Origin of the sequence: Paenibacillus vietnamensis (genome assembly GCF_020169515.1) — a bacterium.
GTDB classification, from domain to species: domain Bacteria; phylum Bacillota; class Bacilli; order Paenibacillales; family Paenibacillaceae; genus Pristimantibacillus; species Pristimantibacillus vietnamensis.
Genome location: NZ_JAHMHW010000018.1, coordinates 1 through 26005, shown reverse-complemented (window position 1 = coordinate 26005; position 26005 = coordinate 1). Strand labels below are relative to the sequence as shown.

Annotated in this window: 21 protein-coding genes, 1 rRNA gene and 3 pseudogenes; 3 read left to right on the top strand and 22 right to left on the bottom strand. The window is 52.3% G+C overall.

All coding sequences use genetic code 11. The annotated features are described in order from the left end of the window. Nucleotides 1–14: 14 nt before the first annotated feature. Nucleotides 15–932 (bottom strand): annotated as a pseudogene (locus tag KP806_RS22890) (ABC transporter permease); the annotation flags it as partial. Between KP806_RS22890 and KP806_RS28030 the strand changes: the two are divergent. Further along, nucleotides 912–977, top strand: a pseudogene (locus KP806_RS28030) (hypothetical protein); the annotation flags it as partial. The pseudogenes KP806_RS22890 and KP806_RS28030 sit on opposite strands and share 21 nt — an antisense overlap. A 25-nt stretch (nucleotides 978–1002) precedes the next feature. Here KP806_RS28030 and KP806_RS22885 read toward each other — a convergent pair. The 4 genes from KP806_RS22885 to KP806_RS22870 all read right to left on the bottom strand — a co-directional run bounded on the left by KP806_RS22885 (nucleotide 1003) and on the right by KP806_RS22870 (nucleotide 7355). Continuing rightward, a complete protein-coding gene (locus tag KP806_RS22885; RefSeq protein ID WP_224726073.1) occupies nucleotides 1003–2586 on the bottom strand; it encodes an extracellular solute-binding protein in 1584 nt (527 codons plus the stop codon). 113 nt (nucleotides 2587–2699) lie between these two features. Continuing rightward, nucleotides 2700–4304, bottom strand: a complete 1605-nt coding sequence (locus tag KP806_RS22880; protein WP_224726072.1) for a response regulator transcription factor — start codon at nucleotides 4302–4304, stop codon at nucleotides 2700–2702. 3 nt (nucleotides 4305–4307) lie between these two features. Further along, on the bottom strand, nucleotides 4308–6086 hold the full coding sequence (locus KP806_RS22875; protein ID WP_224726071.1) for a cache domain-containing sensor histidine kinase: 1779 nt from the start codon (nucleotides 6084–6086) through the stop codon (nucleotides 4308–4310). Nucleotides 6087–6428: 342 nt separating this feature from the next. Continuing rightward, the gene (locus KP806_RS22870; protein WP_224726070.1) at nucleotides 6429–7355 is read right to left on the bottom strand and encodes an AraC family transcriptional regulator; all 927 of its coding nucleotides are present in this window, start codon (nucleotides 7353–7355) and stop codon (nucleotides 6429–6431) included. Between the two features lie 121 nt (nucleotides 7356–7476). On the opposite strand from KP806_RS22870, the gene KP806_RS22865 reads away from it, so the two are divergent. Beyond that, a complete protein-coding gene (locus tag KP806_RS22865; protein WP_224726069.1) occupies nucleotides 7477–8313 on the top strand; it encodes a phytanoyl-CoA dioxygenase family protein in 837 nt (278 codons plus the stop codon). Here the strand turns inward: KP806_RS22865 and KP806_RS22860 are convergent. The 7 genes from KP806_RS22860 to KP806_RS22830 all read right to left on the bottom strand — a co-directional run bounded on the left by KP806_RS22860 (nucleotide 8310) and on the right by KP806_RS22830 (nucleotide 13803). Further along, on the bottom strand, nucleotides 8310–8855 hold the full coding sequence (locus tag KP806_RS22860) for a histidine phosphatase family protein (protein ID WP_224726135.1): 546 nt from the start codon (nucleotides 8853–8855) through the stop codon (nucleotides 8310–8312). The genes KP806_RS22865 and KP806_RS22860 overlap by 4 nt on opposite strands. Before the next feature lie 8 nt (nucleotides 8856–8863). Beyond that, a complete protein-coding gene (locus KP806_RS22855; protein WP_224726068.1) occupies nucleotides 8864–9286 on the bottom strand; it encodes an NUDIX hydrolase in 423 nt (140 codons plus the stop codon). Between the two features lie 202 nt (nucleotides 9287–9488). Beyond that, nucleotides 9489–10031 (bottom strand): cupin domain-containing protein, encoded by a 543-nt coding sequence (locus KP806_RS22850; RefSeq protein ID WP_224726067.1) that lies wholly within the window; start codon nucleotides 10029–10031, stop codon nucleotides 9489–9491. 158 nt (nucleotides 10032–10189) lie between these two features. Then, nucleotides 10190–11716, bottom strand: a complete 1527-nt coding sequence (gene rlmD, locus KP806_RS22845) for a 23S rRNA (uracil(1939)-C(5))-methyltransferase RlmD (protein ID WP_224726066.1) — start codon at nucleotides 11714–11716, stop codon at nucleotides 10190–10192. Between the two features lie 35 nt (nucleotides 11717–11751). Beyond that, nucleotides 11752–12666 carry a diacylglycerol kinase gene (locus tag KP806_RS22840; protein WP_224726065.1) on the bottom strand — a complete coding sequence of 305 codons (915 nt, stop codon included), beginning with the start codon at nucleotides 12664–12666 and terminating at the stop codon, nucleotides 11752–11754. A 55-nt stretch (nucleotides 12667–12721) separates the two neighbouring features. Then, on the bottom strand, nucleotides 12722–13504 hold the full coding sequence (locus KP806_RS22835) for a sirohydrochlorin chelatase (protein WP_224726064.1): 783 nt from the start codon (nucleotides 13502–13504) through the stop codon (nucleotides 12722–12724). 8 nt (nucleotides 13505–13512) lie between these two features. Then, complete coding sequence (locus KP806_RS22830) at nucleotides 13513–13803, bottom strand: YerC/YecD family TrpR-related protein (RefSeq protein ID WP_224726063.1); 291 nt, start codon at nucleotides 13801–13803, stop codon at nucleotides 13513–13515. 236 nt (nucleotides 13804–14039) lie between these two features. On the opposite strand from KP806_RS22830, the gene KP806_RS22825 reads away from it, so the two are divergent. After that, nucleotides 14040–14552 (top strand): hypothetical protein, encoded by a 513-nt coding sequence (locus KP806_RS22825; RefSeq protein ID WP_224726062.1) that lies wholly within the window; start codon nucleotides 14040–14042, stop codon nucleotides 14550–14552. 574 nt (nucleotides 14553–15126) lie between these two features. Here KP806_RS22825 and KP806_RS22820 read toward each other — a convergent pair. From KP806_RS22820 to KP806_RS22775, 10 genes and pseudogenes are all read right to left on the bottom strand, one after another. Next, complete coding sequence (locus KP806_RS22820) at nucleotides 15127–16125, bottom strand: inorganic phosphate transporter (RefSeq protein WP_263575839.1); 999 nt, start codon at nucleotides 16123–16125, stop codon at nucleotides 15127–15129. A 23-nt stretch (nucleotides 16126–16148) separates the two neighbouring features. Beyond that, entirely contained in the window at nucleotides 16149–16760 is a 612-nt protein-coding gene (locus KP806_RS22815; RefSeq protein ID WP_224726061.1) for a DUF47 domain-containing protein, read from the bottom strand. A gap of 224 nt (nucleotides 16761–16984) precedes the next feature. After that, nucleotides 16985–18064, bottom strand: coding sequence for a DUF3048 domain-containing protein (locus KP806_RS22810; protein ID WP_224726060.1), 1080 nt, complete (start codon nucleotides 18062–18064; stop codon nucleotides 16985–16987). Nucleotides 18065–18239: 175 nt separating this feature from the next. Next, nucleotides 18240–19061 carry an alpha/beta hydrolase gene (locus tag KP806_RS22805; RefSeq protein ID WP_224726059.1) on the bottom strand — a complete coding sequence of 274 codons (822 nt, stop codon included), beginning with the start codon at nucleotides 19059–19061 and terminating at the stop codon, nucleotides 18240–18242. Between the two features lie 389 nt (nucleotides 19062–19450). After that, on the bottom strand, nucleotides 19451–20845 hold the full coding sequence (locus KP806_RS22800) for a sensor histidine kinase (protein WP_224726058.1): 1395 nt from the start codon (nucleotides 20843–20845) through the stop codon (nucleotides 19451–19453). Continuing rightward, complete coding sequence (locus KP806_RS22795; RefSeq protein ID WP_224726133.1) at nucleotides 20842–21228, bottom strand: winged helix-turn-helix domain-containing protein; 387 nt, start codon at nucleotides 21226–21228, stop codon at nucleotides 20842–20844. The genes KP806_RS22800 and KP806_RS22795 overlap by 4 nt, the downstream gene beginning before the upstream one ends. Nucleotides 21229–21366: 138 nt before the next feature. After that, nucleotides 21367–21750: pseudogene (locus KP806_RS22790) on the bottom strand (response regulator transcription factor); the annotation flags it as partial. Nucleotides 21751–21770: 20 nt separating this feature from the next. Next, nucleotides 21771–23222 (bottom strand): hypothetical protein, encoded by a 1452-nt coding sequence (locus tag KP806_RS22785; RefSeq protein ID WP_224726057.1) that lies wholly within the window; start codon nucleotides 23220–23222, stop codon nucleotides 21771–21773. A gap of 27 nt (nucleotides 23223–23249) precedes the next feature. After that, nucleotides 23250–24374: a polysaccharide deacetylase family protein gene (locus tag KP806_RS22780; RefSeq protein WP_224726056.1), complete on the bottom strand. Its 1125-nt coding sequence runs from the start codon at nucleotides 24372–24374 to the stop codon at nucleotides 23250–23252. Between the two features lie 260 nt (nucleotides 24375–24634). Continuing rightward, nucleotides 24635–26005, bottom strand: a 23S ribosomal RNA gene (locus tag KP806_RS22775); the annotation flags it as partial.

The following is a 26005-nucleotide window of genomic DNA, read 5'->3' as shown; positions in this document are numbered from 1 at the left end:
CTTTAGGGCCCTCCTCACCATAAGCTTGTCTCGGCCTTTTTACGGGCAAAGCGATTAACAAGGATCAGCAGTGCCAGGTTAATAACGGAATTAAACAAGCCGATGGCCGCCGTGTAGCTGTATTCTCCTTTTAGAATGCCGGTTGTATAAACGAACGTGGAGATCACATCGCTGGATTCCAGATTCAAATTGTTTTGCATCAGCAATATTTTCTCAAAACCGACATTCATGAAATGCCCCACATCAAGAATAAGAAGGATCACGATAACAGGGAGAATGCCCGGAAGAGATACATGCCATATTCGCCGCAGCCGGCTTGCTCCATCCATCTTGGCCGCTTCATAAAGCTGCGGGTTTACCCCGCTCAGGGCCGCAATATAGATAATCGATTGCCAGCCCATATTTTGCCATATGTTGGAGCTGATAAAGATCGTCTTAAACCAGGCCGCCGAATCCAGGAATCGAACGGGCTCTCCGCCTAACGCTTCAATGATGGCATTCACAGGTCCGCCGCGCGGGGATAAAAACAGCATCAGCATGCCGACCATGACAACAATCGAAATAAAATGGGGAATATACGTCACGTTTTGCACGATTTTACTAAATGCCTTGCTGCGGATTTCGTTAATAAGCAGCGCCAGCAGGATCGGAATCGGGAAAGCAAACAATAAGGAAAACAGGTTAATGGAAACGGTGTTCCACAGCAGTCTCCAGAAGTAGTAGGATTCTACAAACCGCTCGAAATGCTCCAAGCCCACCCAACTGCTTTCAAAGATCCCTTTGGCCGGGCTGAAGTTTTTGAACGCGATCTGCAAGCCGTACAAGGGTCCATAATGAAACACCAGGTACCATACGATAGGGATGAGCAGCATCAGGTAGAGATCGTATCGGCTGCTCATGGATTTCAGGAGGCGGGAGCGTCCCGATCGAGATCGGGACGCTGCGCCTGTTGTAGTTGCTGTACTCTTCATCTGTAGCCCTCCAATTATCATGGGGTGCTTATTATTGGTTTTTGATGTTATCGTAAGCTTCCTGATACAGCTTCTGGAGCTCGTCGATATTCATTTTTTTGAGTGTCGCCTGGAACTCTTCCCACTTATCGAAGCTGAGGGTTCCCGCGATAAACTTGGTGCTCTGCTCTTCGTAATATTTATCGATATCGTTTCGGAGCACATTTATTTGCTGCGCGGTTTGCTCATCGAACATCGGTGCCGCGTAGCGAATCTCCGGCATGTACGGATCCAGCTTCTTCTGCGCCTCCTGTACCTGAGGCGGATTAATGTAGGACGCAACCTTCTCGCTGATCAGATGCGGCGCCCCGCCTCCGGCGTATGGGGTGAGCTTGGATTGATTCCCCGTCGCCAAGAAAGCATCGGTGTAGTAAGGAATGCCGTCCCGCAATTCATAATGCTCGTTCAGCCGGCCGAAGCGCAGCAAGGTGGAGCCTTCGTCGCCGTAGAAATAATCCACCCAGCGCATGGTTGCTTCCGGATGCTTGTTGACCGAAGTAATGGCGAAGGCGCCGAAATCCCGGGGTACCGGAGCAGCCAGCTGCAGCCGGTCGCCGTGCGGTCCTTCGACCGGTGAAATCCCGATATATTGATCCGCCACTTTCGTATCCAGCATAGGATTATTCGTCTGGTCAAAGAAGAAGCCGGTATTTCCCGACCCTTGCTTGGCAAGATATTGGGCTTCCTTATGAGTGAACAGCTCGTTGTCCAGCAGCTTTTCCGTATAGAGCTTGTTCAAATACATTAACAGCTCTTTATTCCGTTCGCTTCCCATCCAAATATCGACTTTGTCATTCTCCAGGTTGATGTTATAACCCAGCTGGAAGTCCAATCCGAAGGAGCCGCCCATGATCGGCACAATGCTCAAGCCGTTACGTGCCGTCATCGGAAGCTCGTCCTGTTTGCCGTTGCCGTTAGGATCCTGATCCCGGAAAGCCTTCAGCACCTCGTATAGCTCTTCCGTTGTCTCCGGCTCCTTCAGGTTCAGTTTCTTCAGCCAGGTCTGATTCATCCATCTCTTGTCGGTTCTGGCCGCATTGACGGTCACAATGCCGGGAATCGCATAGATATGGCCTTCGGGCGTCGTAATGGCCGAACGGATTTCCGGATACGTATCCATCAGCAGTTTAAGGTTTGGAGCGTGGGATTCAATCAAGTCTTCCAGCGGAATCAATTGCCCCCCTGCACCGTAGCGGGTTGCCTCTAACGGAGTAAGGCCCGAGCGGTACAACGCATCCGGAAGCTCATTCGAGGCAAAAAGCAGATTCTTTTTCTCGTTAAAGCCATCCGTTGGGGCCTCGGTAAATTCCACTTGAATATTGCTCATTTTTTCATAATCCTGAAACACCGGCATGTCCTTGAACGGACCGTTGGTCGGGGCGATTCTCGTGAACATCTCCAGCTTAATCGGTTCTTCGACAATGGGAAAACCTTCTGCAGACACGCTTTTCGTATTATTTGCTGTATCGGACGGATCCCCTTTGTCATCACTTGGTGTACCCGAGCTGCACGCGGTCAGCGTCATACCGGAAACGACCAAGGTGGAAAGCAATAACGTCCCCCAATTTCTTTTCATTCTTTCGTCCTCCGATCAAATGGTTTGCCTCCAAGAAAGCGTTTTCCAAAAGGGCTACTCTCATTATAGAAAATGGATTTCACCGGAAGATTTAAAATATATGACTTTCCATTCTACTTATTTGACTCTTTTAGCTGATCCATATAGGCCTGCGGCGTCATCCCCGTTATCGTTTTGAAAACTTTAAAAAAGTAAGTATAATTGGCAAAACCGACCTGGCTGCTGATCTGTTTGAAGGAACAAACGCCGGATTCCATCAGGCTGCAGCTTGCTTTTATGCGGATTCGATTCAAATACTCTGTGAACGTCATCTGCGTTTCTTCCTTGAACAATCTGCTGAAGTAAGACGGGTTCAAATTCAGAGCGCTCGCTGTGGTATCCAAAGAAATGTCGGAGGCATGATGATCCATAATAAATTGAACGGCTTTCGATATATGCCGCGAGAAGTTCCCTCCTGCATACTGCTTCTTCATCGCCTCCATAATACGCGTGAAGTATCCGATCAGCCAACGCTCAAGCTCGGCTGCCTTCTCCATTCGACCAAACTCGCTCCGGGCAGGTGTCAGCTTATGATCTTCTATAAACCCATTAGGAAGATGCCGCTTCATTGATATATCCGCCATATGAAGCATTTGGCTTACAATGCCTTGTATCGTCGCGGAGTACACGGGCAGACCCGGCAGCGATGCAAAAATGGATGAGATGACGCCTTTCATCCTCTCCTCATCCAGCTGCTCCAGATAAAGCAGCAGCTGCTTCTGCTCTTCCATAAACAAAGCTTCTCTCTTGGCGGCTGTGCTCATGCCCGGATTGAGGAGGTCATTTATCTCTTTATTGGCTTTGCCGTAGCTGAGGCCAAGCTGCCTTAAGCTCCCGCATAACGTCCCTATGGCATAAACACATTTCAAGTTAAGAAACTTTTCGACCGAATGAGCTAGATTGCTCAAGGCCTGTTTGATTTGGGATACAGCGGTGTGCTCACTTCGATCCGCCGAAGAGAAGAGGACAATGAAGCGTCCCTCCCCCACATAGGCTACCGTCTGTTTGTGTATATCGCCGATTGCCATTTGCATCACATCCATGGCCCGCTGCACGAACCGGTTCTTCTGTACATCGGTCAAGGCTTCCGTCAGCAGCTGAAAAGGAACGATCTGTACAGCCGCGGCGGCATAATTCATACATTGGACGTACAGCTGATTATCCCGTGCATAAGTCTCCAGCTCTTCTCCGGTTCCACTTTCATCTCTTGTCAGATTAGCCGCATACTCGCGATGAATGACCGGACTCAAACGTTCGAGCATCCTGGTCTGAGCGCTGCGCGTCTCATTCTCCTTCTCTTCCTCTTTCAAATCCTGAACCGCTTTATTCAGAAGCGCCAATAGAGCAGCAGAGTTCAAGCGATGTTTTAGCAAGTAGTCCATCGCACCGTTCTTTAGACAAGCCCGGACATAATCATAGTCGTCAAAGCTGCTCAGCATAATCATCTTTACCTTGGGAAACCGATCCCGAATGATGCCGCTTAATTCCAGCCCGTTCATGGTCGGCATACTGACATCCAGGATCGCGATATGCGGAGCCTGCCGCTCCATGAAGGACAGCGCGATCACCCCGTTTTGCGCTTCACCGCATATGGTGAACCCGTGCTTTTCCCAATCCAGCATGCTTTTAATATCGTTGCGGGCCAAGGCCTCGTCATCAACCAATAAGACTTGAAACATCCTTCATTCCTCCTGTTGCTTTTGATCCGTGCTTGGCAGCAATGGAAATCTGATCTGTACATTGGTATAGGAATCAGGCTCGCTATAAACAAACACACCATAAGACTCTCCGTACAGCCGAACGATACGTTCATGCACATTGCGGACGCCCATGCCGCTGAAACGCGAGTAAGCTTGTCCTTTATTCTCTTCGAACATCGCCTCGATCTGTTCCTTCGTCATGCCTTTGCCGTTATCCCTAACCTCGATCCTCAGTTCGCTGTTCTCCTCGTACACCCGAATCAAGACCATCCCCCCCTGCCCCGCGGAAGCAATTCCATGAATAATCGCATTTTCCACCAAGGGCTGCAGCATCAGCTTGAGTACGCCGCAGCTCAGCAGCTCTCCATCCTCAATTTCAAAGGTTACCTGAAGAGGCTCCACATATTTGTACTTTTCAATATTGACGTAGCTGCGAACATACTGAAGCTCCTCTTGTAACGTGAGAAACTCATTCGAATTCCCCAGAACCCCCCGCATAAGCTCGATCAACGATTCCGATACCTCTACAATGTTCGGCACCCCGTTAAGCTTGGCCAAATACTTGACCGTATTCAGCGCGTTATAGAGAAAATGGGGACGGATTTGAGCCTGCAGCACGGCCAGCTCCGCTTCACGCTTCTCCCTCTCCTTGGTCACAATCCCCTCAAGTAAGCGCTTTAATTCTTCCACCATACTTTTGAATACCTGATAGAGCTGGCCAATTTCATCCTTTGAGTGAATTTCCGAGGCGGGCAGCGTCATATTGCCATCCATCACACGTATCATCATGGACCGGAGCCTGCGGATATTTCTAGTAATTCTCGAAGAAACCTGCAACGTACCGATGACAATAAGAACAAACACAATGATGGCCACTTGAGCCAAAACATTACGGATCCGTACGGTTTCTTTCAATAACGATTCCATAGGAACGAGTGCAAGCGTAGTCCATCCGGTATAATCCGATTTTCGGCTGATAACAAGGTAAGACTTCTTATCGATGATCCGTTCGGCAGAGATATCGGATACAGCCAGCTCCTGATTTACCTTCAGGATAGTCTCCTTGTCAAAGACGCTTTGATCAGGCTGATAAATAAATTCGTTTTTCTCGTCGATCACATACAGCATACTGTCCGATGTAGGCTTGACATCATAGGCCTTCTTAATAAATCCATCGTTAAGATCAAACATGACAATACCGATGACATTCCGGTTATACCGGAGCTCGCGGCCCGTAACAATGGAGTCGCTGACCCCGGTTTGATGATAATAAGCGCGCTCCGAGCCATGCTCAAGCAAATAATCCATCATCGTCGTCTTTATGACACTCTTGTCAAGCCACGGAGACCCGACAAAAAACACTTTTTCGTTCAACCCGATAACAGCCACACGCGAGATATAAGGCTTATAGGCAATCACCGCGGATAAAAATTCTTCGACCCGCTTCTGCTCCTGGAACCATTCGTAGCTTGGTTCCTCCGAAGCGCTTAGCAAGGTGTTAATCACGGTTTTATTGGTCACGACAACCGTATTTAATTGACCGATTTCCTCTAATCGGAGATTAACGGATTCGTCAGCTTGCCGTATGCTGTCCATGACGGAAGTAAATGCATTATCCTTGACGTTTTCTCTCATATAGAGATAAACAATGCTTGTTACTGCAACGATTCCTAGCAATGTAACTAAACTAAACGCAACAAAGATTTTCCCCTGTATGCTTACACTGGGGGAAAGCAGCTTTTTGACGGAGAAAAACTTCATCGGGCATGCACCTCCATCTGCGAAATACTAGAAAAAAACATGAATCCAGCCCGGCCGGGAGCTTGATTCATGTTTTTATATTAAATGGAACAAGGCTCTATGTTAAGGATAAAAATAAGACGCTGGAATATGTCGTCGCTCCTAGCGTCAATCCCTTATCCGAATATAGTGTAATTTCATCATTACAACTTTTTTTGCAAAATCCATATACTCCATACCAAAAAAGCCAATGACGAACATGTACATATATAGTATCCGTAATAATCTATCAACCTCGATTCTAATTCTCATGCACCAAAGCGTCCATGCCAAAATCATTTCAGTAACGCGGTTCTTCATCATTTACACTTGACGGGATTTCCGCCACTGAGTCGGGGTAGTGCCTATATACCTTTTGAATACGGTAGCGAAATGTTGGCTGGATGGATATCCTAGGCGAAACGCAATATCCGTTATTGAATTTCGGGATGTCTCCAGCTGCCGGCAAGCTTCTTTCACTCGAAGCCTCTCCGCGAAGGTGATCGGCGGTTCGCCCGTATATTCCTGGAACGTCCGGTAGAAATGAGAGGCGCTGACTCCGGCGAAGGATGCCAATTCATCGACGGATGGACGCCACTCCGGCTCCGTCCCCAATCTTTCGATCAGTCGATCGAACCGCTGCCTCAAATCGGCAGCAATTTCGTGCAAACCGGCATCCAAATCTATACAAGCGAGCAACAAGTCCAGCAGGGCGGCGCGCACAGTTATGCCTCGAAGCTGACTTTTTGAAAGCAGCGCGTCCTTCAGTCTCTTGAACTTCTCTACCGGCGGCAGTCCTACGTGCTTAACTCGAGGCAGTCTCGCAAGCGCTTCTTGAACGGACAAGCATTCCTCCGCGGGTAAGCGTAACCAGCCATCGTGTATTGGCGCTTGCATGATCACCCACCAAAACTTGCAGGGCTCGATGACGTTGAAGCTGCCGCGGTGCTTCTCGCCGGGGCGGGAATGAAATAAATGTCCTGCCGGCGTTTCGTATTGCTCCCCTTCCAACTCCCACCCTGCCTTCCCGCGTTCGATGAGAACAAACTCATAGCATCCAGGATGTTCATGTTCGAAGAGCGGCAGCGCTTTGCGCAATTCATCACTGCCGAGCATAACAAGCTCGGGTACCTGACAAATCGGCGGATCGACGGCGGTATCGTAAGTCCACCGTGTATTGCGGGAATATGACGAGAGCGGCATAGTTTCATTCAATATCGGTTTGCTTTCGTCCGGATCGTAAGTTGTCATTTTAACCTCTCTGTTTCTATTTCTGTTTCATGTTTCTAATCCTACTCCCCAATTTCACGAACGTCAATCGGAGCAGAGATAAGTTATGATGAGGGCAATCTTAAACGAGGAGGATGTACAGATGAACCTGCAAGCCGAAAGAACGTACAAAATTACAGCAAAGGACAAAGAGGTATTCAACCGGGACGGCTATTGGATCAGTCCCAAATTGATCGATGATGATCAAATCGAGTGGTTGCGCCACGCGCATGAGCGAATCTGGTCGGGCGATTATGACGGAGACGGAGTTCCGATGAACGGCCTCCGGCTTAGCGACAATCCGAACGCGCTGCGGAAATTGGATAACGGCTGGTGGATTAACGACGAGATACGCAAGGTCGTAACGGATCCGTTCATTGGGGAATTGGCGGCCGATTTGCTGGAGTCAGATGAAATCCGGCTGTGGCACGACCAGGTCATCTACAAACCGGGGATCGGCACGAACAAATCAAAGGATGGCAATGTAGGCTGGCACCAGGATTACGGTTATTGGCAATGCTCGGATTCATCCGACATGATCACCGTCTGGATCGCTCTGCAGGATACCGATTTGACGAACGGCGCCATGATGACGATACTTGGATCTCATAAGTGGGGACTCCTCAAAGGAAGCGACTCCTTTTTCAATCCGAACATGGAGGAATTGAAGGAAAAGCACGCGGGGGGACGCGAGTGGGTAGAAGAGCCATGCATTCTGAAAGCGGGACAAGCCAGCTTCCATCACGGCCTCACGTTCCATGGATCCGGCCCGAACCAGACCTTTGATCCGCGGCTTTCCGTCGTGGCGCATGTGATGAAAGGCGGTACCCGTTACCGCGCCGGCATCCAGCGGCATGACAACATTCGTCTGCTCGGTCCCCGCCCTGTCGACGGGCAGGCTTTCGATAACGATTATTTCCCGGTGCTGTTCAAGCGCTAATGCGGTGCCCATATTCGACGAATGGAGGGCTTATTTTCCGAGAAGGAAAGATGAAACACATCGGGATTGGATAAAGATTCCCACTCCTTAAATCCAATACGGTCATCAAAATGCTTAAGCAGCAGAGATATCAAATTTCCATGAGAAACGAATACAATGTTTTTGTACTCACTATTCAGTACCTCCATAACTACACTAATGGCACGGCCCATGGCCGTGCTGCTGGATTCCCCGCCTTCGTAACGTAAGTCTAGGTCATCATATGTCTTGCGAAGCATATCGCGCCAATCAGGATGATTTTTGCTTGATAGAATCCTCTCAGCCAATCTATCATCCAATACAACCTCTACACCTATTTGTTCAGCCAATGGCGCTATGGTACGGAAAGCCCTTTCAAAAGGACTTGAAACGATAGATTCAATATCTTTATCCAAGAGAAATTCGGCAAGATTCTCAGCTTGTTGGATTCCTGGTTCAGTCAGCTTAGCATCAGGCTCCTGACCCTCTGCTTTGCAATGCCGTACAACATAAACATGTTTGATCATTATTTTTATCTCCTTGCCAGCGCCGCTCTTCTTATACTCTCTTTTGTCCAAGGAGGCGCTTGGGGATGATTCATTATTTCATCGCAGGTCATCCAATGTACGGCTTCAACCTCGTCAGGACTCTTGCTATGTACGGAACCACTGTCGTATTCGCATAGGAAAACCATGTTTATAACGTTGCATCCATCATCTGTCACAAAAGAGGAACTGTATACAAAAGTAACAGCATCTTTTATCCCGATGCCGACTTCTTCATAAAGCTCTCGTTTTACGGTTCGTTCCAGGATTTCGAGCGTGTTCCCTTCAACGTCGACTTTTCCTCCCACAAGAGACAGAGTACCCCCCGCATGTTCTTCTTTGGTGCTTCGTGTAATAACAAGCCATTTATCATCCCTGCAGATTGCACCTTCTACGTTAACTATGAACACGCTATCTTGCTCCTTTCTCAAAAGATTTTACTAAAGCAACTTTAACATTATTCCCCTGGAGTTGGAACCTTCTGTACCGCCTGAACTATTTTCAAAAATGTTCGCCGAACGCAAATAACCGCCCCTAAAGGGCGGCTAGAAAAGTCAACGTTCAATTAACAAACCTAACGTTATTTTTTGCATATTCCAAAGCTGTGTTCACTTACCTCATTCCTTGAGCGATTGCTTTCGTTTCATGAACGGTACCAAATGGATGCTCAGGCGGGGCATAAATAACGTAAACTTTAAGAGGGCGATCACCTGTATTGGTTACATTGTGCCATTTTCCTGCAGGTATCATAATGGCATAATCATCGTACGCCATGACTTGAAAATCCAAGTTATCTCTGCTATCCCCCATTTGAACAAGTCCCTGGCCATCTTCGATCCGTATGAATTGGTCAGTTGTCGGATGAACTTCCAAACCTATGTCTTCACCAACATTAATACTCATCAAAGTTACTTGAAAATATTTACCTGTCCATAAAGCGGTGCGGTAATTGTTGTTTTGCTTGGCGGCTTGGTCAATATTCACTACAAATGGTCTTGTACCATAATCCTGTAATGTAATGTCTCTGTAATAAGGACTAAAGTTGCAATTGTTCCAATTGTAATAATGGGGATTCCAATCATTATTCCATTGGTTATTCCGGTGGAATTGCATTTGATTATACCATTGATAATAATTGCCTGATTCAGGGTACATATTCATGCTCCTCTCGGTGATTTTTTTTATCGACCGTTTATCCTATGCAACTGCCTAGTTAAAGGAAAGCAATTCGGATAATCCCCCTGTAAATTACAATGATGAAAAAAGAGGGGCTCTCCGCCCCTCTTTGCTATTTCCGGCCATACATATCTGATTTAATTGTCTTTCCTAACCAACAAAGAACAGCACTCCACATGTGTCGTCCAAGGGAACATATCCACCGGAGTTACTTCAACCGTCCGGTAACCGCCGTCCTCGAGCACGCGAAGATCACGAGCCAATGTCGACGGGTTGCAGCTCACGTATACGACGCGCTTAGGCTCCATCGCAAGAATCGTCTCCAGCAGCGCCTGGTCGCAGCCCTTGCGCGGTGGGTCGACGACGATGATGTCGGCCGTGACGCCTTCCTCGCGCCAGCGCGGAATGACGACCTCCGCCGGACCCGCTTCGAACGTCGCATTTTTAATGCCGTTAAGCTCTGCGTTGCGAGCCGCGTCTTCGATCGCCTCCGGCACGATTTCGACGCCGTACACCCTGCCCGCCTTGCGGGCCAGAAACAGCGAGATCGTTCCGATGCCGCAATACGCGTCGATGACATCCTCCGTACCGGTCAAGCCCGCGTATTCGACCGCCTTGCGGTAAAGCTTCACCGTCTGCAGCGGATTCACCTGATAAAACGATCTGGCCGAAATCGCGAAGCGAATGCCGTCCAGCTCGTCGTAAATGACCTCGCTGCCCCACAGCACGCGGGTTTCGTCGCCGAAGATTACGTTTGTTTTCCGCTCGTTCACATTCTGGACGATGCTCTTCACTGCCGGCATCTCCTCGCGGATGCGCTCGACCCAGCGGTCCGCGGAAGGCAGCTTCCGGCTGTTCGTCACGAGCACGACCATGATCTCGCCGGTCACGACGCCCGTCCGAGCCATCACATGACGAAGCACGCCGCGGCCTGTTTCTTCGTCGTACGGTGATACTTCGAGCTCCCGGCCGATCCGCTTCACTACACGAATGACTTCGTCGTTAAGCTCATGCTGGATAAGGCAATCGTCCATGTCGATGATCCGGTGGCTGCCGCGGGCATAAAAGCCGGCCTGCAGCCCTTCTCCCTCTGCGCCTCGTCCGACCGGAACCGCCGCTTTGTTGCGATAGCGCCAAGGCTCGTCCATGCCGATCGTCGGGTGTACGATAATCGCGTCCGTGCCGCCTGCGCGATTACCGTGTTCAGCGTCATCCTCAGCTTTCCCGGCTCCCCCGCGCTCCTCTTCCCCGGCTACGCGCAGCTTGCCGATCCGCACCAGATTGTCCACGACATGCTGCCGTTTCCATTCGAGCTGCGGATCGTAATCGAAATGCTGCAGCTGGCAGCCGCCGCATTCCTTATAAATACCGCATGAAACGTCAATGCGCGACGGACTTGCCTCAAGAATCTCTTCCAGACGAGCATAGCCGTACTGCTTCTTCACCTTCATGACCTTCGCGCGAACGCGTTCTCCAGGCAGCGCCCCCTGAATAAAAAGGGTAAAACCGTCTGCGCGGCCCACCCCTTCCCCGTCATGCGTCAGCCCGATAATATCGGCGGTGACCAGTTCGTTTTTCCGGTAAGGCGCATCGACCAAATCCGGAGCCGGAGCCCCCGCTTTGCCGGCGCCGCGCTTGCCGCCTCTGCTTTTTCCTTTATGCATAAGCTCTCTCCGCTCTACTTTCCTGATGAAATCTTCTATTGATACGTCGACTCGCCCGTTTCGTCCGCAAAAATATGCAAATGCGACGGAAGCACCGAGAACGTGCACGGAAGCACCCCGCCATACTCGCCGTCCAGATTAATTTGTACGTAATCCGGCGTCGTGACCCGCAGCTCTTTCGTCCGGAAATGCAGCACATGCGGGTCGCTCAAATGCTCGCCGCGCACCGCAAGCGATACCAGCTTGATAAACTCCGGCAGGTTGCACTTGCGGATAAGCAGTACGTCGAGCAGGCCGTCGTCCAGCTTGGAATCCGGCGCCAGCCGCTCGAAGCCGCCTACCGAGTTGCTGTTGCAGATCAGAAACATCATGAACTCGTCATGGAATTCGCCGACGCCGGCTGCCTGAAATTTCAATTCGGTCGGGCGCAGGCGGGTCATTTTCTCCAGGCCCTTCATATAATAAGCGAGCTGCCCGATCATCGTCTTCAGCTTGCTCGGCACATCATAGGTCAGCTCCGTAAGAGAGCCGCCGCCCGCAATGTTAATAAAATAACGCTCATTCGCCTTGCCGACGTCAATCGGGCGCGAATACTGCTGGACGATCAAGTCGACGGCATATTCCCAAGCCTTCGGAATGCCCATCGCCCTCGCGAAATCGTTGGTTGTGCCGACCGGCAAAATACCGAGCGGAGGACGATTCTCCTTGCCCGTCAAGCCGTTGATCACTTCATACAGCGTGCCGTCGCCGCCCGCCGCGATAATCATATCGTAGCCGCGGTCCGCCGCGTTCGCCGCAGCCAGCGTCGCATCGCCCTCGCCGATCGTCATATGGCAGCTCGTCTCAATGCCGCCGCGCTCCAGCCGCTGCAAAATATCAGGCAGTCTCTTTCTCATTTCTTCTCTGCCTGACGTCGGGTTATAAATAAGTCTCGCCCGTTTGGTTGCCATTACCTTTCACTCCCAACAATCCATTCAACCTATTTATAGGGTGTTTCCATCGTTTCTATACGACCTGCCCGCCCTCGAGCCACTGCTCCATTTGCCGCACCAGCCACCGCTCGACAGCCGGATGGGGAAGCATCGCCTGACCGTTGTACCGGTAATCCAGCCCTTCCAGCCGGGACGGCACAACCTGATTTGTAAAATAACCCCGGCTCAAAAACAGCGGAACGACGATTACCGCTTCCTCCGGGTGCTCCGTCTGCATCGCCTTCAGCTTCGCGGCCGCCTGATCCGGCAGCAGCATCGCGGACTCCGCTCTGGCATAGCCGCCCAGCGCGCGAAGCCGCTCGCCAAGCCGCGTGAGGCCGGCTTGCCAGCGCTCGTGAAACACCTTTTCTTTGCTTCCGTGGCCGATAAGCAGCAAAGCTTCTTTGCCAGGCTCCTCGGAAAGCCCGGCAATATTGCCGGCCAGCAGCTCCGCGATTTCCGGATCGTCATCGATCGGCCGGCCGTAACGGACCTTCGCGTTCACGCGGAACGTTCCCAAATCGCCCTCGAGGTCCGACACCCAAGGCTCGCCGAACGCCTGTCCGATTTCATCCACATGCGTGCTGCCGGAGGAAATGAAAAGCGGAATAACGAGCATATCCGTGACCCCCTGCCGTTCCAGCTCGTCAATGCCATCCTGAATAAGCCGTCCCTCCACGATCTCAAGGAAGGACGACACGACCGGAATAGGCTTTAAACGCGGCGAAGAAGCCGCTGCCGATACGGCATCGTCCACGAGCCGGACCCACGCGGCCTCTCTTGAACCGTGACTAATGACAAGAATGCCGGGCTTCATCGGACGCTTTACCTTCCGAGGCGCTCCAGCGCCATTTTGTAGCCGTCGTTACCGTAATTCAAACAGCGCTTCACCCGCGAAATCGTAGCCGTGCTCGCCCCCGTCTCGGCTTCAATCGCGTTATAGGTGCTGCCCTTGCCGAGCATCCGTGCCACCTCAAGCCGCTGCGACAACGACTGAATTTCGTTCACCGTGCACAAATCGTCGAAGAAGATGTAACATTCCTCGACCGATTTTAAGGTAAGAACCGCTTCGAACAGTTGATCTATCGCTTTATCGTTCAGCTTCTTAAGCTGCATGCGCATCCACTCCCAAGTAAAAAACTAATGCTTTTATTGTAGCTTTTTTAGCTCTTTTTTTCAAACGTTACCGTATTCACGCTTTACAGGACGGAAGAGCTTTGGCGCTTCGGGAAGCCCAAGCATTCGCATAAATACGGGCGTTTATCCATAAAAATGTTCCGCAACCGGGACATTCGTCCAATCCTTATGTTTGCCTACTCCATAGACTAATAAAAAAAAGGGTTGTGATCCGTGTGAATTATCGCAATAACCCCGGTACCGGCAACCACCAATACGACTGGAATGAACCGCCGCGGCAGGGCCATCCCTCCAAATCGTTCGGCTCCAAGTCGGGCGGCTTCAGCCTCGGCGGGGATTTGCCCGTGATGCCTCCGGCAGCGCCTCACGCTCCGGCGCAGGATATCCTGCCCGTCGTCATTCCGGAAACAGCTGCCGAATTAGTGGATACGACCGCCCCTGCCAAATCAGGCGGCTTCTCTCTCGCCAGCCTTGGCGAGATAAAAGGCTTCGTTGACCGCATGGGCGGGCTCGACGGCATACTGACGACCGTGACAAAGGTGCAGAAGGTGGTGTCCAGCGTTTCGCAAATGGCTCCGCTTGTTAAAGTGCTGCTTGGTTCGTTCAAGAAACCGGCGGATCAGCCTTCGGATTCGGACGACAGCAGTGAGCCAAAGCGCAGGAGGCGCAGAAGAACCGGAAGCGGCAACGGCGGTGGACGGCGCAGACCCGCCAAGAAACGCCGCTAGACCGGATCCCGCCACCCGGGATACCTCTGGTCGAACAGACGCCCGGACTGCACAGAAAATTCTGTGCGGACCGGGCGTTTTCTCTTTGAAGCCGGCACAACCTATTTAATCCCGTTTATTATTTATGCACATTTTCACACAATCTGCTTTACTATTATACGGCTGTGGATAACCGTTTTTCTCTCATTATCCACAGTTTTGTCCTCAATTCCGTCTTTACAAAACAAATTTCCTCAATGAAATTGTGCACAAACGCAACCTTCGACAAACTTAATCGCCCTGCCCCGCTCGTTCATCCACGCCTGTGGCTTCAATGTGCATATGTTCATTCGCCGAAGCCTCCTGTTGTGTACAACCAGGCAGTTATTCAGGCCATTCATACACAGCTGTGAGTAGAATTGTGAACATGCGCAAATTTCGAGTTTTTTCGCCAAAAGGTTGTCCACAATCCAATGCTGTCTCCCGCTCCTGCCCCACTTCAAGCGAATCGGACGAAAAAAAGTGAGGCCTCCCTCATCCCCCATGAGATCGAGCTCATGGCGAGTGAGGAAAACCCCACAACCGGTTGTTCAAATTACTTTATGAAAAACAAATCGATCAGCCAGTAGAAAAGCATCGCCATCAGCACCGTGATCGGTATTGTGATGACCCATGCGATCAGAATCCGTCCGGCTACGCCCCACTTCACGGCCGAGAAGCGCTTCGCGCTGCCGACGCCGAGAATCGACGACGTAATAACATGCGTCGTGCTGACCGGAAGGTGAATCATCGTCGCCGACAAAATGACGGCTGCGGAGCCGATATCGGCGGCAAAGCCGTTAATCGGTTCGATTTTGAAAATTTTCGTGCCCATCGTCTTGATGATTTTCCAGCCGCCGACCGAAGTTCCGAGCGCCATAGCGGTCGCCGCGGAAATTTTAACCCACATCGGAACGTCCATCGTATCTTGAAGACCCGCCGCTACAAGGCCGAACACGATGATCCCCATCGCCTTCTGCGCGTCATTCGTACCGTGCGAGAACGATTGGAACGCCGCCGTCAAAATTTGGCCGAAGCGGAAGCCCTTATTCACCTGATGCGGGCTCGACTTGGCGAAAATGAGCTTTAGAATCCACATAATGATAAAACCTGCGGAAAACGCAATCAGCGGGGAGAAAATCAACGCTTGTACGATTTTGATCAAGCCTTCGGAGTTGATAGCGCCAATCCCCGCTCCTCCGATTACCGCCCCTGCAAGCGAGCCGATCAAGGCATGCGAGGAGGAGGACGGAATGCCGAACCACCAGGTGATCAAGTTCCATGCGATTGCCGACAATAAAGCGGCGATAACGATCTCGACGCCGTTTGCCAGCTCCGCCGGATTCGCTACGCCCTTGCCGATCGTCGCCGCAACGCCCGTAAAGGTAATTGCCCCGATGAAGTTCATGGCAGCAGCCAACAGAATGGCGACCCGCGGCTTCAAAGCGCGCGTCGATACCGATGTGGCGATGGCATTCGCCGTATCGTGAAAGCCGTTGATGAAATCAAATGCCAACGCCAGAAACACTACGATCCATAAAACGATCAGTTCCATTTGTATAACTCCTACTCCTTAGGTTAGCTGTTGCGCATAATGATCGATTCCAGCGTATCCGCAACATCTTCGCAGCAGTCGGTCGTTAGCTCCAGCATTTCGTAAATCTCTTTGCGCTTCATCAGCTCGATCGGGTCGGTTACGTTCGAGAACAGGCTCTTAATGCCTACCCGCAGAAGATCGTCGGCTTGATTCTCAAGCTCGTTGAGCGCGATATTCGGCTCGCGGATCGCAAGCAGCTTCTTCTCCGTCAGCAAGTAAATCGCCTTCTTGATTTGGTGAGCTGAACGGACAAGGATGTCGCCGAACAGCGTAATATACTCATCCTTCTCGGTAATGTTGTACATCTCAAACCTCGAAGCGCAGGCCTCAATGCCGTCAAGCACATCATCCAATGAAGTCGTCAGCGCCATAATATCATCGCGCTCGATCGGGGTAATGAACGTTTTGTTCAGTTCCTTAAGGATCGTATGCGTGTATTTGTCGCATTTGCTTTCGTATTCCTTCATCGTTTTGGCGAAGACCGTTACGTCCGACAAGTCGGTTAGCCCTTTGCCGAAATACTCGACAGCCTCCACGATGGTATCAGCCATTTCTTCAAACGTCTTAAAGAAAATATCCTTCTTCTTGAACATCGTAAATCCCCTTTACTGACTTGGATGTTTTTAGGCTATTGCTGTAAGCCCACAATATCTTAACACAGTTTACAGCCTAATTGTTAAGAGAATGTAAACATACGCGAAAAATTTTAACATTTTCATGCATGAAGCACAAAAAGGACGCAAACCCGTCACAGATTTGCGTCCTTTTGCCCGCTGGAAGCTATCCGTTAACGACAGTTAACAGTATTTCCAACGTGCTACGATTGTACCCATGCCACATGGCTTTCAAACGAAGGGCTGTTCGGTACGATATGAAAAAACGTTTTGCCCGGCACAAGCGGAAGCTCCGCTCCGTTCAGCACGATCCGGATCATGCCGTCCGGCGCGCGCACCCATTCCGCCTCAATCGCTTTGCCCTTCTGGAACAGAACGGCAGGTCCCCCGTCCGTCAGATTGACGGCAAGCCGGCCCTCATTGTCCAAAGTTCTATGATTTGCGCCGATCACGACTACATTCGTCCCCGTCAGCTGCTCCCCATTATTCAAATCGATATGCGGCTTTTCATTTATGGAACGCTTGTATAGTCCGGCAGCCGCATCGTAGCTGTATCCAACCTTGTAATCCTTCAATAAAAAAGAAACCGTAATGCCTGTAGCCGGAACTCCCGGCTCCGCCGCTCCTTCGTCCGCGAAGGTATACGCCGGCACCGTTACGTCCGTCTTATATTTTTTCTTGTCCGCGCCCTCGCGCAGCTTCTCAAGGCTCGTATACAAATTATGCGGCGCCTTGCGGTCCTTGCTTCTCCAGAACGAGCCGCCCGCATTCGAAATTTCGTCCAAGTACGGCTTGCCTTGCTTCTGCAAAACCGCGTAACCGTCCGTACTTGCCCCGGCATGGCCGAGCACTGCGCCATAGCTGTCTCCGATGTCGATCAAATAAGGCCTGATGCTGCGGACCGGTCCGACCGTATCGGTTGCGGCGTCCGTGCTTTGGAACACGGCGATGAGACGGGTAATTCCGCCCTCCGCAAGCACCTCCCAAATGACGTCCGCATTCGTAAGTCCGGATTGCGGGCGCGCTGCGGCAAAATTGTTGATCATAACCGCTATCGGTCTTGCTTTCGCTTCGGTTGCTTGCTTGATGCCGGTTAGCGGCGCCGTATACGGCAGCGGCTCGGGCGTTGGCGGCGGCGCTTCGCTTGCAGTTGGCTGGACAATGACCTCAGTCGCCTCAGGAACCGCATTCCCGCCATTTCCATTTCCGCCGCTGCATGCCGTGGCCAGCAGAATAAGCGGCACTAGCAGCGCTGCTGCCGAAATTCGCATTCGTTTGTCCATGAGCATCCCTGCCTTTTCCCCCATATTGTTAAGCTTGAATACGGTTACAGCTAATTTCCATTTAATCATATTTCCAGACGGTTGTCTCGCAAAATGAGAAAACCTCCATCCAGGCAAAAAAAGCGGCCGCCCGAAATTCCGGGCAGCCGCTTGCCGCTTAAAGCTGCTTGATGAATTATATGCTCCAATGATGCCATTCCGCCTGCTGCTTGTCGAGCCCGTTCAGCCAGTCGGCCGTCACTCGGATCGCTTCCTCTTGGTGAGGGCGGGACGAATACGTATGATTGGCCTGAAAAATAATTTCCTTATCGCACAAGCCCTCGCTGCGGGTCCAGAACACCTTTTGGTACAGAAAGCTGTAATCGACCGGAATCAGCTCGTCGCCCGTGCCGTGAACAAGCAGAACCTCTCCGCCGAACCTTGTCGCCGATTGGAACGGCTGATGCTGAAGCAGGGAGTCGAAGAAAGCCGGCTGCAGCGTGTAGCCCTGGTGATCGGTGCTTCCTTTCGTGACGGCTTCGTCATATCCGCTGCGGCCGACAATGCGTACGATATCGTTGAACGGATAAGCTACCGGCGACCATAGGACGAGACGCTTCACGCGCCGGTCCTTCACGGAGGTCATAATCGCGACCGCTCCTCCAAGACTGTGCCCCAGCAGCACGATCCGCCGCGGATCGACGCATTCCATGCCGGCGATATAATCGATCGCCGTTCTCGTCTGGTCGACCATCGAATCGAAGCCAAGCGCGCCGTAATCGCCGCTGCTTTCGCCGCAGCCTCCGTAATCAAAACGCAGGACGTAGGAGCCTTGCGCAGCCAGCGCCCGCGCCGTTTTCACGAACAGCCGGTCTACGCCCACACGCGAGCCGATAAAACCATGGCAAATAATGATCGCCTGCTTCTTCTCCAAATCATTTCTGTTTCTGTCCGTCGGATAATGAAGCGTAGCTGTAAGCTCAAGCCCGTCATGCCGCAGCGTCAATTGCTTTTCCATACCGATAACCTCCTGATGCATCCATATATAATAATTCCTACCCGTATACTATGAATTAATGTTAACTCATAATATCACCGATTACATTATTCTGTCAATGTTTTAATGCCTCCAAACCTCATAATCGGAATTGCGGCGTTTTCCCTTTGAAAGGTTAATAATAGCGGTCTTGCACGGGTATCTTAAGCGGAGAAGACGGAGGGACTCGGATCATCGTCACCCGTCATTGCATCAGGAGGTGCTGTAACTATGCCGTTATGGATTGAATGGCTTCGCGATCACTGGCTGTCCTTCGCGCTTTTGGTAGGCGCCGCTATTGCCGTTGTTTACGTAATCGCAAAGCGGAAGCTGCTGTTTTACAAAGAATAACGATCCGAAATGCCGCCCGGCTACGCTTCATGCATAAGCGGCATTCGAATCGTCACGACCGTGCCGGCTCCGCGTTCGCTGTCAACCGTTAGCTGACCGCCGTGGAGCTCTATAATTTCCTTGCAGATGGCGAGACCGAGGCCGGATCCGCCTTGTCCCGTGTTCGCCTTATAAAACTTCTCCGTTACATGAGGAAGATCCTCGGCTGCAATTCCGGAGCCCGTATCGGCTACGGTCAGCAGCGCATGCTCCGCCTCAGCCGTTACGGCAACGCGTATCGTCCCTCCTGCCGGAGTAAACTTGAACGCATTGTCGAGCAAATTAATCATAACCTGCTTCAGCCGGTTTGCATCGCCCTTTACGATAACCGGTTCTTTGCCATACACGGCGAGCAGCCTGACCTTCATCTTCTCTTCACGGACCGCCAGCTGATTCACCGTTTCCCTTACCGGTCCCGTCAAATCGAGCACCTCGGTGTGCAGCTCCATCGTCCGTGCGGACAGCTTCGAGAAATCGAGCAAGTCCTCCACGAGCCCCGACAATCTCTCCGTTTCCTTGCTGATAATCGATAATCCCAGCTTCACCTCTTCGTCATCCTCGGTCGGCTTGCTTTCCTTCAGCGTCTCGCTCCAGCCCTTAATTGACGTCAGCGGCGTACGGAGCTCATGGGAAATCGAGGATATAAAATCGTTTTTCAGCTTTTCCCGTTTGCTCAGCTCAATAACCATCGTATTAAACGTTTCCGCCAGCTGGCCGATTTCATCATCATTGCGCTTCAGCGCCCGCCGGGTCCAATCTCCTTCCGCCATATAACGCGCCGCTCTCGTCAGCTCGCGGATCGGCATTACGATGCGCTGGGCCAGAAACAGGCTCAGCCCGAGAAACAGCAGCACGACCCCGATTCCCGCCGCGGCGGCCATCCGGATCAACAAACTGACCATGGCGTCCACCTGCTGCAAGGAAGCGGAATACCTCAACATCGAAACGACGCGCGCGCCGTTCCAGATCGGAATCGTAACCGAGGTGACGCGTTCGCCGAAATAAGGATCTACGCCGCGCCAGGTGCCGGTCGTTCCCGCTTTGGCAATTTTGACGTCGGGCGTCGTATAACGGACATCCGCCGCGAAGCCGTCCGAATCGATGCGGATCTGCCCGGTGCTGTCGAGCAGCTGCAGCCGCGTGCCGCCATCGACCATATTCTGCAGCATGTAGTCGGCCTGATCCTGCACCGTCAGCGAAGATAACGAGCGGCTATGCAGATTCAGGGCGGACTCCGCCCTTTGCTTGACCGAGCTTTGAGCGCTTCCGTAATAATAGTTCCACATCAATGCGGCGAATGCGCCGCCCAGTACGCCGACGACGAGCACGATCAGCAGCAAATAGCTCCACACCATTCGCGTCTGGACGCTTTTCATCCGTTACCGCCCCGTTTCCAGCGGTAGCCATAACCCCATACCGTCTCGATGAAGGCGGGGTCGGACGGATTTTTCTCAATCTTTTGCCGGATTCTCCGGATGTTGACGTCGACGACCTTCAAGTCCCCCACGTAATATCTTCCCCACACCTCGGTCAAAATACGGTCGCGGCTCACGCTCTCGCCGACTCGCTCCATCAGCAGCCTGACCAGCGCCCATTCCGTCGGCGTCAAAATAATTTCCTTTCCATCCTTCCACAGCTTGCGCTCCGTAATGGAAAGCCGGAATGGAGCCACCTGCAGCTCATAAGCGCTAGCCGCATTCGCGGCCGCCGCCTGCTCCGAATGTCCCGTCAGCTGTCTGAGAGCCTCTGCTTCCGCCATAGTCCCTGGCACATCCGACACACTGTTATGCTCGTCTATTTTCTCTTGCCCCTGCAGCAAGCCGGTTTGCACGTCTACCTTCCTTGGCCCGTGCTGCAACTTGTCCGGCGCTTCCGCCTGCGATACGCCGGCTGACTCATCTGCAGCGTCAAGCGCTGGCTTCATCCGCCTGTATAGCGCTTTGATCCGCGCGATCAGCTCGCCCGGGCTGAACGGCTTCTGCACATAATCGTCCGCTCCCAGCTCCAGACCATAAATTTTGTCCTCTTCTTGGGATTTGGCGGTTAGCATAATAATCCCCATCCGAGGATAGAGCTCGCGCAGCTTTGCGCAAACCTCAAACCCGCTGATCGTCGGCAGCATGACATCCAGCAGCGCGATGTCGAAAGGCCCTTCCGTTCGGGCGTAATCAAGCGCAGCCTCCCCGGTTTCCGCTTCCACGACATCCATCCCGTTGCGCTTCAGATTAATGCGGACAAAGCCGCGGATGGACTCCTCGTCCTCTAGCAATAATATTCGCATACTCACCGCCCGCCCCTTCTCTAAAAATCATGGCGAATCCGCAAACCGGAAGCAAGCTCGTCCCGGGCTTCCAGCATTTCGCCGAATGCCTGCCGCTCGTACGCCGGCCAGCCGTCCGGCGCTTGCTCCGCATAGGAAATCGCGATGACATTGCCGCTGTCCGTCAGCAGCCGCCGGTAGGAACGGGATTTGTCCTTCCAGCGTTCCTGAATTTCCTCCCACTGCTGAACGGGGACGGCATATAAAGCGGCCAGCTCGGAGGTATACCGCGATCCTGCATTCCAGTAATCGATAGCCACGACCGCATAAGCATCACGAACCGGGTTGCGCAGCGTATAGCGTCCGAACCAGCTCTCGGGAATGCGCAGCTGAATGCCGTACCGGTAATCGCTGAACTCCTCCCGGATTTTATCGAAGCTCTCTTTTCCATCCCACTGCATCCACTCGTCAATCCATTTGGAATCGGAATAAGGGACATTCCCGTAGCCTGGAGCCTCCCTCGTCCACTGCAGCTCCAAAATGCCGTCATTATTTTGGTCGCCGCTCATGACCGGCCTGCCGCTTACCCCGTTCCGCTTGTCTCCTTCAGCAGGATAGATCAGGCGCAGCCTGCCGCTCTCCCACGCATACATCGCGGTATAGGTCGCATGCGCCCCGGTCGACGCCTCCAAAATCAAACCATGATGTCGAGGAGAAATGCGGCCGATCAATAATCGGTCATAATGGTTTACGCCGTCTTGCAGTTTCACCTCATTCAACTGCTTAAGACTGCCTTTCTCCCAGCTGTACGTCGTCAAATAAAAATCCGGCAGCGCAACCTCCTGGTTGGCAATCGACTCCGTCACAACCGCTAATTCCGGCTTGCCGTCAAGGTTTAGCTGCCCGGTTTCCGCGTATGAATAGGGCATAGATACGGATGGCTTCAGCGCGAGCTTGCCCGCATCGTTGCGCACCGGCGTCGTCCCGAATGAATAGATTTCCAGCATATTCGGACTGTCAAAGCCGCCGACCCAGCCCAGAATCAGCTCCAATTCGCCGTCCAGATCCAGATCCTCCAGCTTGAGCCAGGCGATCTGCCTGGCAAGCGGCTGCTGGATAAGCACCCAAGGCGTCCATGTGCCGGAAGTATAGTTAAACAACATAAGCTCTGGCGTATTGTACTCATTATAATAAGAAACGATCGCTTCCTTCTCCCCGTCGCTGTCCACATCGATCAGACGGACCGCCTCCATATGATCTTCCCGGAGCGGGAGCGTCAGCTTACTGTAGGCCGGCAGCGTCTCCTCGATCGCCTTAACGATCGCCTGCTTGTCCGGCGCGATCTTCGGCTTCTGCAGCAAATCTGCAGGAGCCGCCGTATAACGGCAGCCTGCCGTCAGAAATAGGAGCGGCAGTAAAGCTGCCAGCCGACAAACAGCCTGCAGCTTACCGCCGCGCCTTTTCGCAGCCTCTCCATTGCTTGCGTCATTCAACGATGCAGCCCCCTCTTGCCTGTGTCCCTACTTCTTCTTGCCAGCCGTGACGAGCGAATAACCCATGTCCTCCAAATCGTCTATAATGCCGGGAAGCGCCTTTACCGTGTTTTTGATATGCTTGCCTCCAAAAGAATGCATTAATATTATACCACCGGGCTTCGCCTCGTTCCGGATCATTTTGCGCATATCGCTTACGGATGTGCCGGCCCAGTCTCTCGTATCCACGTTCCAGCCGATTAGCTCGCGATTCATGCTTTTCAAAACTTTTTTGAGGGTATCCGATACCGCCCCGTAAGGAGCACGGAAAAGCGTCGGCGTGAAGCCTACGGCCTCATTAATCGTCTCATCCGCCTCCGTTATTTCGTCCAAAATTCCCTTTTCGCTCAGCTTGCTCAAATCCTTATGCTGGTTCGTATGATTGCCGATAGCATGCCCCTCGTCCACGATCCGTTTCATGATCTCCGGGTATTTGGCCGCCTGAGTGCCAACGACGAAAAAGGTAGCCTTCACCCCTTTTTCCTTCAGGATATCCAATATTTCCGTCGTGTAACGCGCGTCCGGGCCATCATCGAACGTTAGGGCAATCACCTTCTGCTTGTCCTGCTTATCCGCATCCGGGGTCGGCTTTGCCGGCTCCTCCGCATCCGCTTGGCCATCCTTTGCAGATTCCGTTGCAGTCGGCGACGGCGTCCCCGGCTTCTGATCATTTGCCGGTTTAGACGTTGGAGTAGGCGTCGGAGTAGACGTCGGTGTAAACGTCGGTGCTGGGGTTGATGTCGGCGTTATTGACGCTGCCGGTGTAGATGTCGGTGCAGCAGCGGAGGCCGGTGTCGGGAATGAAGTTTCTTTGACAATGCTGCCGCCTCCCGAGCTTTGCAGATCCGACAAGTCTTCTAAATTTCCATGCGTAATGCCGCCGCCGGCCGTTCCTCCCGTTTGGCCTGCTACGACAATTTCCTCCCGGGCGCCTGTGCCTGCGCCTGCCTCCGTCAAAGGCCCTTTCCCCCCTGTACCTTCCACGATAGAGTCTCTTCCGGCCGACACCCAAGTCGACACGCTCAAAGGCAAACCAGCCGAACATCCCGCCATCCATACCATTACCACCGCCAAAATAACCAGAACAAACAACCTCCGCCTTGCCCTATCCATTTCGCTCACCTTCTATTCCTCGCTGATAGATTCATCTTAAAGGAATAGCAGATTCAGAGAGTTACAAATTAGTAACATGGTTCGGGAGATCATGACAACTTGCTGCCAATCCAGGCGGCCATCCATAGCGAAAACGCAAAAAAACCGCCGAAAGGCGGTTTCATTCCAAAGATGAGCTTTGCGCTCTGAAAACTGGATGCAAAACTGGCATAGTATTCCTTTGTTGGTGTCTGCCGGTTGTATGGACCAAGCAAACGTTATAGGATAAGCCCTCGACCGATTAGTATTCGTCAGCTCCACACATTGCTGTGCTTCCACCCCGAACCTATCAACCTCGTCGTCTTCAAGGGGTCTTACATACTGGGAAATCTCATCTTGAGGGGGGCTTCACGCTTAGATGCTTTCAGCGCTTATCCCGTCCGTACTTGGCTACCCAGCGGTGCTCCTGGCGGAACAACTGGTACACCAGCGGTACGTCCATCCCGGTCCTCTCGTACTAAGGACAGCTCCTCTCAAATTTCCTGCGCCCGCGACAGATAGGGACCGAACTGTCTCACGACGTTCTGAACCCAGCTCGCGTACCGCTTTAATGGGCGAACAGCCCAACCCTTGGGACCTACTTCAGCCCCAGGATGCGATGAGCCGACATCGAGGTGCCAAACCTCCCCGTCGATGTGGACTCTTGGGGGAGATAAGCCTGTTATCCCCAGGGTAGCTTTTATCCGTTGAGCGATGGCCCTTCCATGCGGTACCACCGGATCACTAAGCCCGACTTTCGTCCCTGCTCGACTTGTAGGTCTCGCAGTCAAGCTCCCTTATGCCTTTGCACTCTTCGAATGATTTCCAACCATTCTGAGGGAACCTTTGGGCGCCTCCGTTACATTTTAGGAGGCGACCGCCCCAGTCAAACTGCCCGCCTGACACGGTCCCCGAACCGGTTTCACGGTTCCAGGTTAGAACTCCGATACGATCAGGGTGGTATCCCAACGGCGCCTCCACCGAAGCTGGCGCTCCGGCTTCCTAGGCTCCCACCTATCCTGTACAGATCGTACCAAAGTCCAATATCAAGCTGCAGTAAAGCTCCATGGGGTCTTTCCGTCTTGTCGCGGGTAACCTGCATCTTCACAGGTATTAAAATTTCACCGGATCTCTCGTTGAGACAGCGCCCAAGTCGTTACGCCATTCGTGCGGGTCAGAATTTACCTGACAAGGAATTTCGCTACCTTAGGACCGTTATAGTTACGGCCGCCGTTTACTGGGGCTTCGGTTCACAGCTTCGGGTTGCCCCTAACCGCTCCCCTTAACCTTCCAGCACCGGGCAGGCGTCAGCCCGTATACTTCGCCTTACGGCTTCGCACAGACCTGTGTTTTTGCTAAACAGTCGCTTGGGCCTTTTCACTGCGGCCCCCTCGGGCTATTCACCCTACCGAGGCACCCCTTCTCCCGAAGTTACGGGGTCATTTTGCCGAGTTCCTTAACGAGAGTTCTTCCGCGCGCCTTAGCATGCTCTGCTCGCCTACCTGTGTCGGTTTGCGGTACGGGCACCTAGATCTAACTAGAGGCTTTTCTTGACAGCCGGAGTACATGACCTTCGCTACTGTAATTTTCGCTCCCCATCACAGCCCAGCCTA

Bases quoted from the DNA above. Each gene is read 5' to 3' on its own strand.
- KP806_RS22875 (WP_224726071.1), bottom strand. From the start codon at position 6,086: ATGAAGTTTTTCTCCGTCAAAAAGCTGCTTTCCCCCAGTGTAAGCATA.
- KP806_RS22840 (WP_224726065.1), bottom strand. From the start codon at position 12,666: ATGGCAACCAAACGGGCGAGACTTATTTATAACCCGACGTCAGGCAGA.
- rlmD (WP_224726066.1), bottom strand. From the start codon at position 11,716: ATGCATAAAGGAAAAAGCAGAGGCGGCAAGCGCGGCGCCGGCAAAGCG.
- KP806_RS22800 (WP_224726058.1), bottom strand. From the start codon at position 20,845: ATGAAAAGCGTCCAGACGCGAATGGTGTGGAGCTATTTGCTGCTGATC.
- KP806_RS22810 (WP_224726060.1), bottom strand. From the start codon at position 18,064: ATGGACAAACGAATGCGAATTTCGGCAGCAGCGCTGCTAGTGCCGCTT.
- KP806_RS22780 (WP_224726056.1), bottom strand. From the start codon at position 24,374: ATGGATAGGGCAAGGCGGAGGTTGTTTGTTCTGGTTATTTTGGCGGTG.
- KP806_RS22795 (WP_224726133.1), bottom strand. From the start codon at position 21,228: ATGGCGGAAGCAGAGGCTCTCAGACAGCTGACGGGACATTCGGAGCAG.
- KP806_RS22820 (WP_263575839.1), bottom strand. From the start codon at position 16,125: ATGGAACTGATCGTTTTATGGATCGTAGTGTTTCTGGCGTTGGCATTT.
- KP806_RS22850 (WP_224726067.1), bottom strand. From the start codon at position 10,031: ATGTACCCTGAATCAGGCAATTATTATCAATGGTATAATCAAATGCAA.
- KP806_RS22805 (WP_224726059.1), bottom strand. From the start codon at position 19,061: ATGGAAAAGCAATTGACGCTGCGGCATGACGGGCTTGAGCTTACAGCT.
- KP806_RS22830 (WP_224726063.1), bottom strand. From the start codon at position 13,803: ATGCAGCTTAAGAAGCTGAACGATAAAGCGATAGATCAACTGTTCGAA.
- KP806_RS22880 (WP_224726072.1), bottom strand. From the start codon at position 4,304: ATGTTTCAAGTCTTATTGGTTGATGACGAGGCCTTGGCCCGCAACGAT.
- KP806_RS22885 (WP_224726073.1), bottom strand. From the start codon at position 2,586: ATGAAAAGAAATTGGGGGACGTTATTGCTTTCCACCTTGGTCGTTTCC.
- KP806_RS22870 (WP_224726070.1), bottom strand. From the start codon at position 7,355: ATGACAACTTACGATCCGGACGAAAGCAAACCGATATTGAATGAAACT.
- KP806_RS22865 (WP_224726069.1), top strand. From the start codon at position 7,477: ATGAACCTGCAAGCCGAAAGAACGTACAAAATTACAGCAAAGGACAAA.
- KP806_RS22835 (WP_224726064.1), bottom strand. From the start codon at position 13,504: ATGAAGCCCGGCATTCTTGTCATTAGTCACGGTTCAAGAGAGGCCGCG.
- KP806_RS22815 (WP_224726061.1), bottom strand. From the start codon at position 16,760: ATGTTCAAGAAGAAGGATATTTTCTTTAAGACGTTTGAAGAAATGGCT.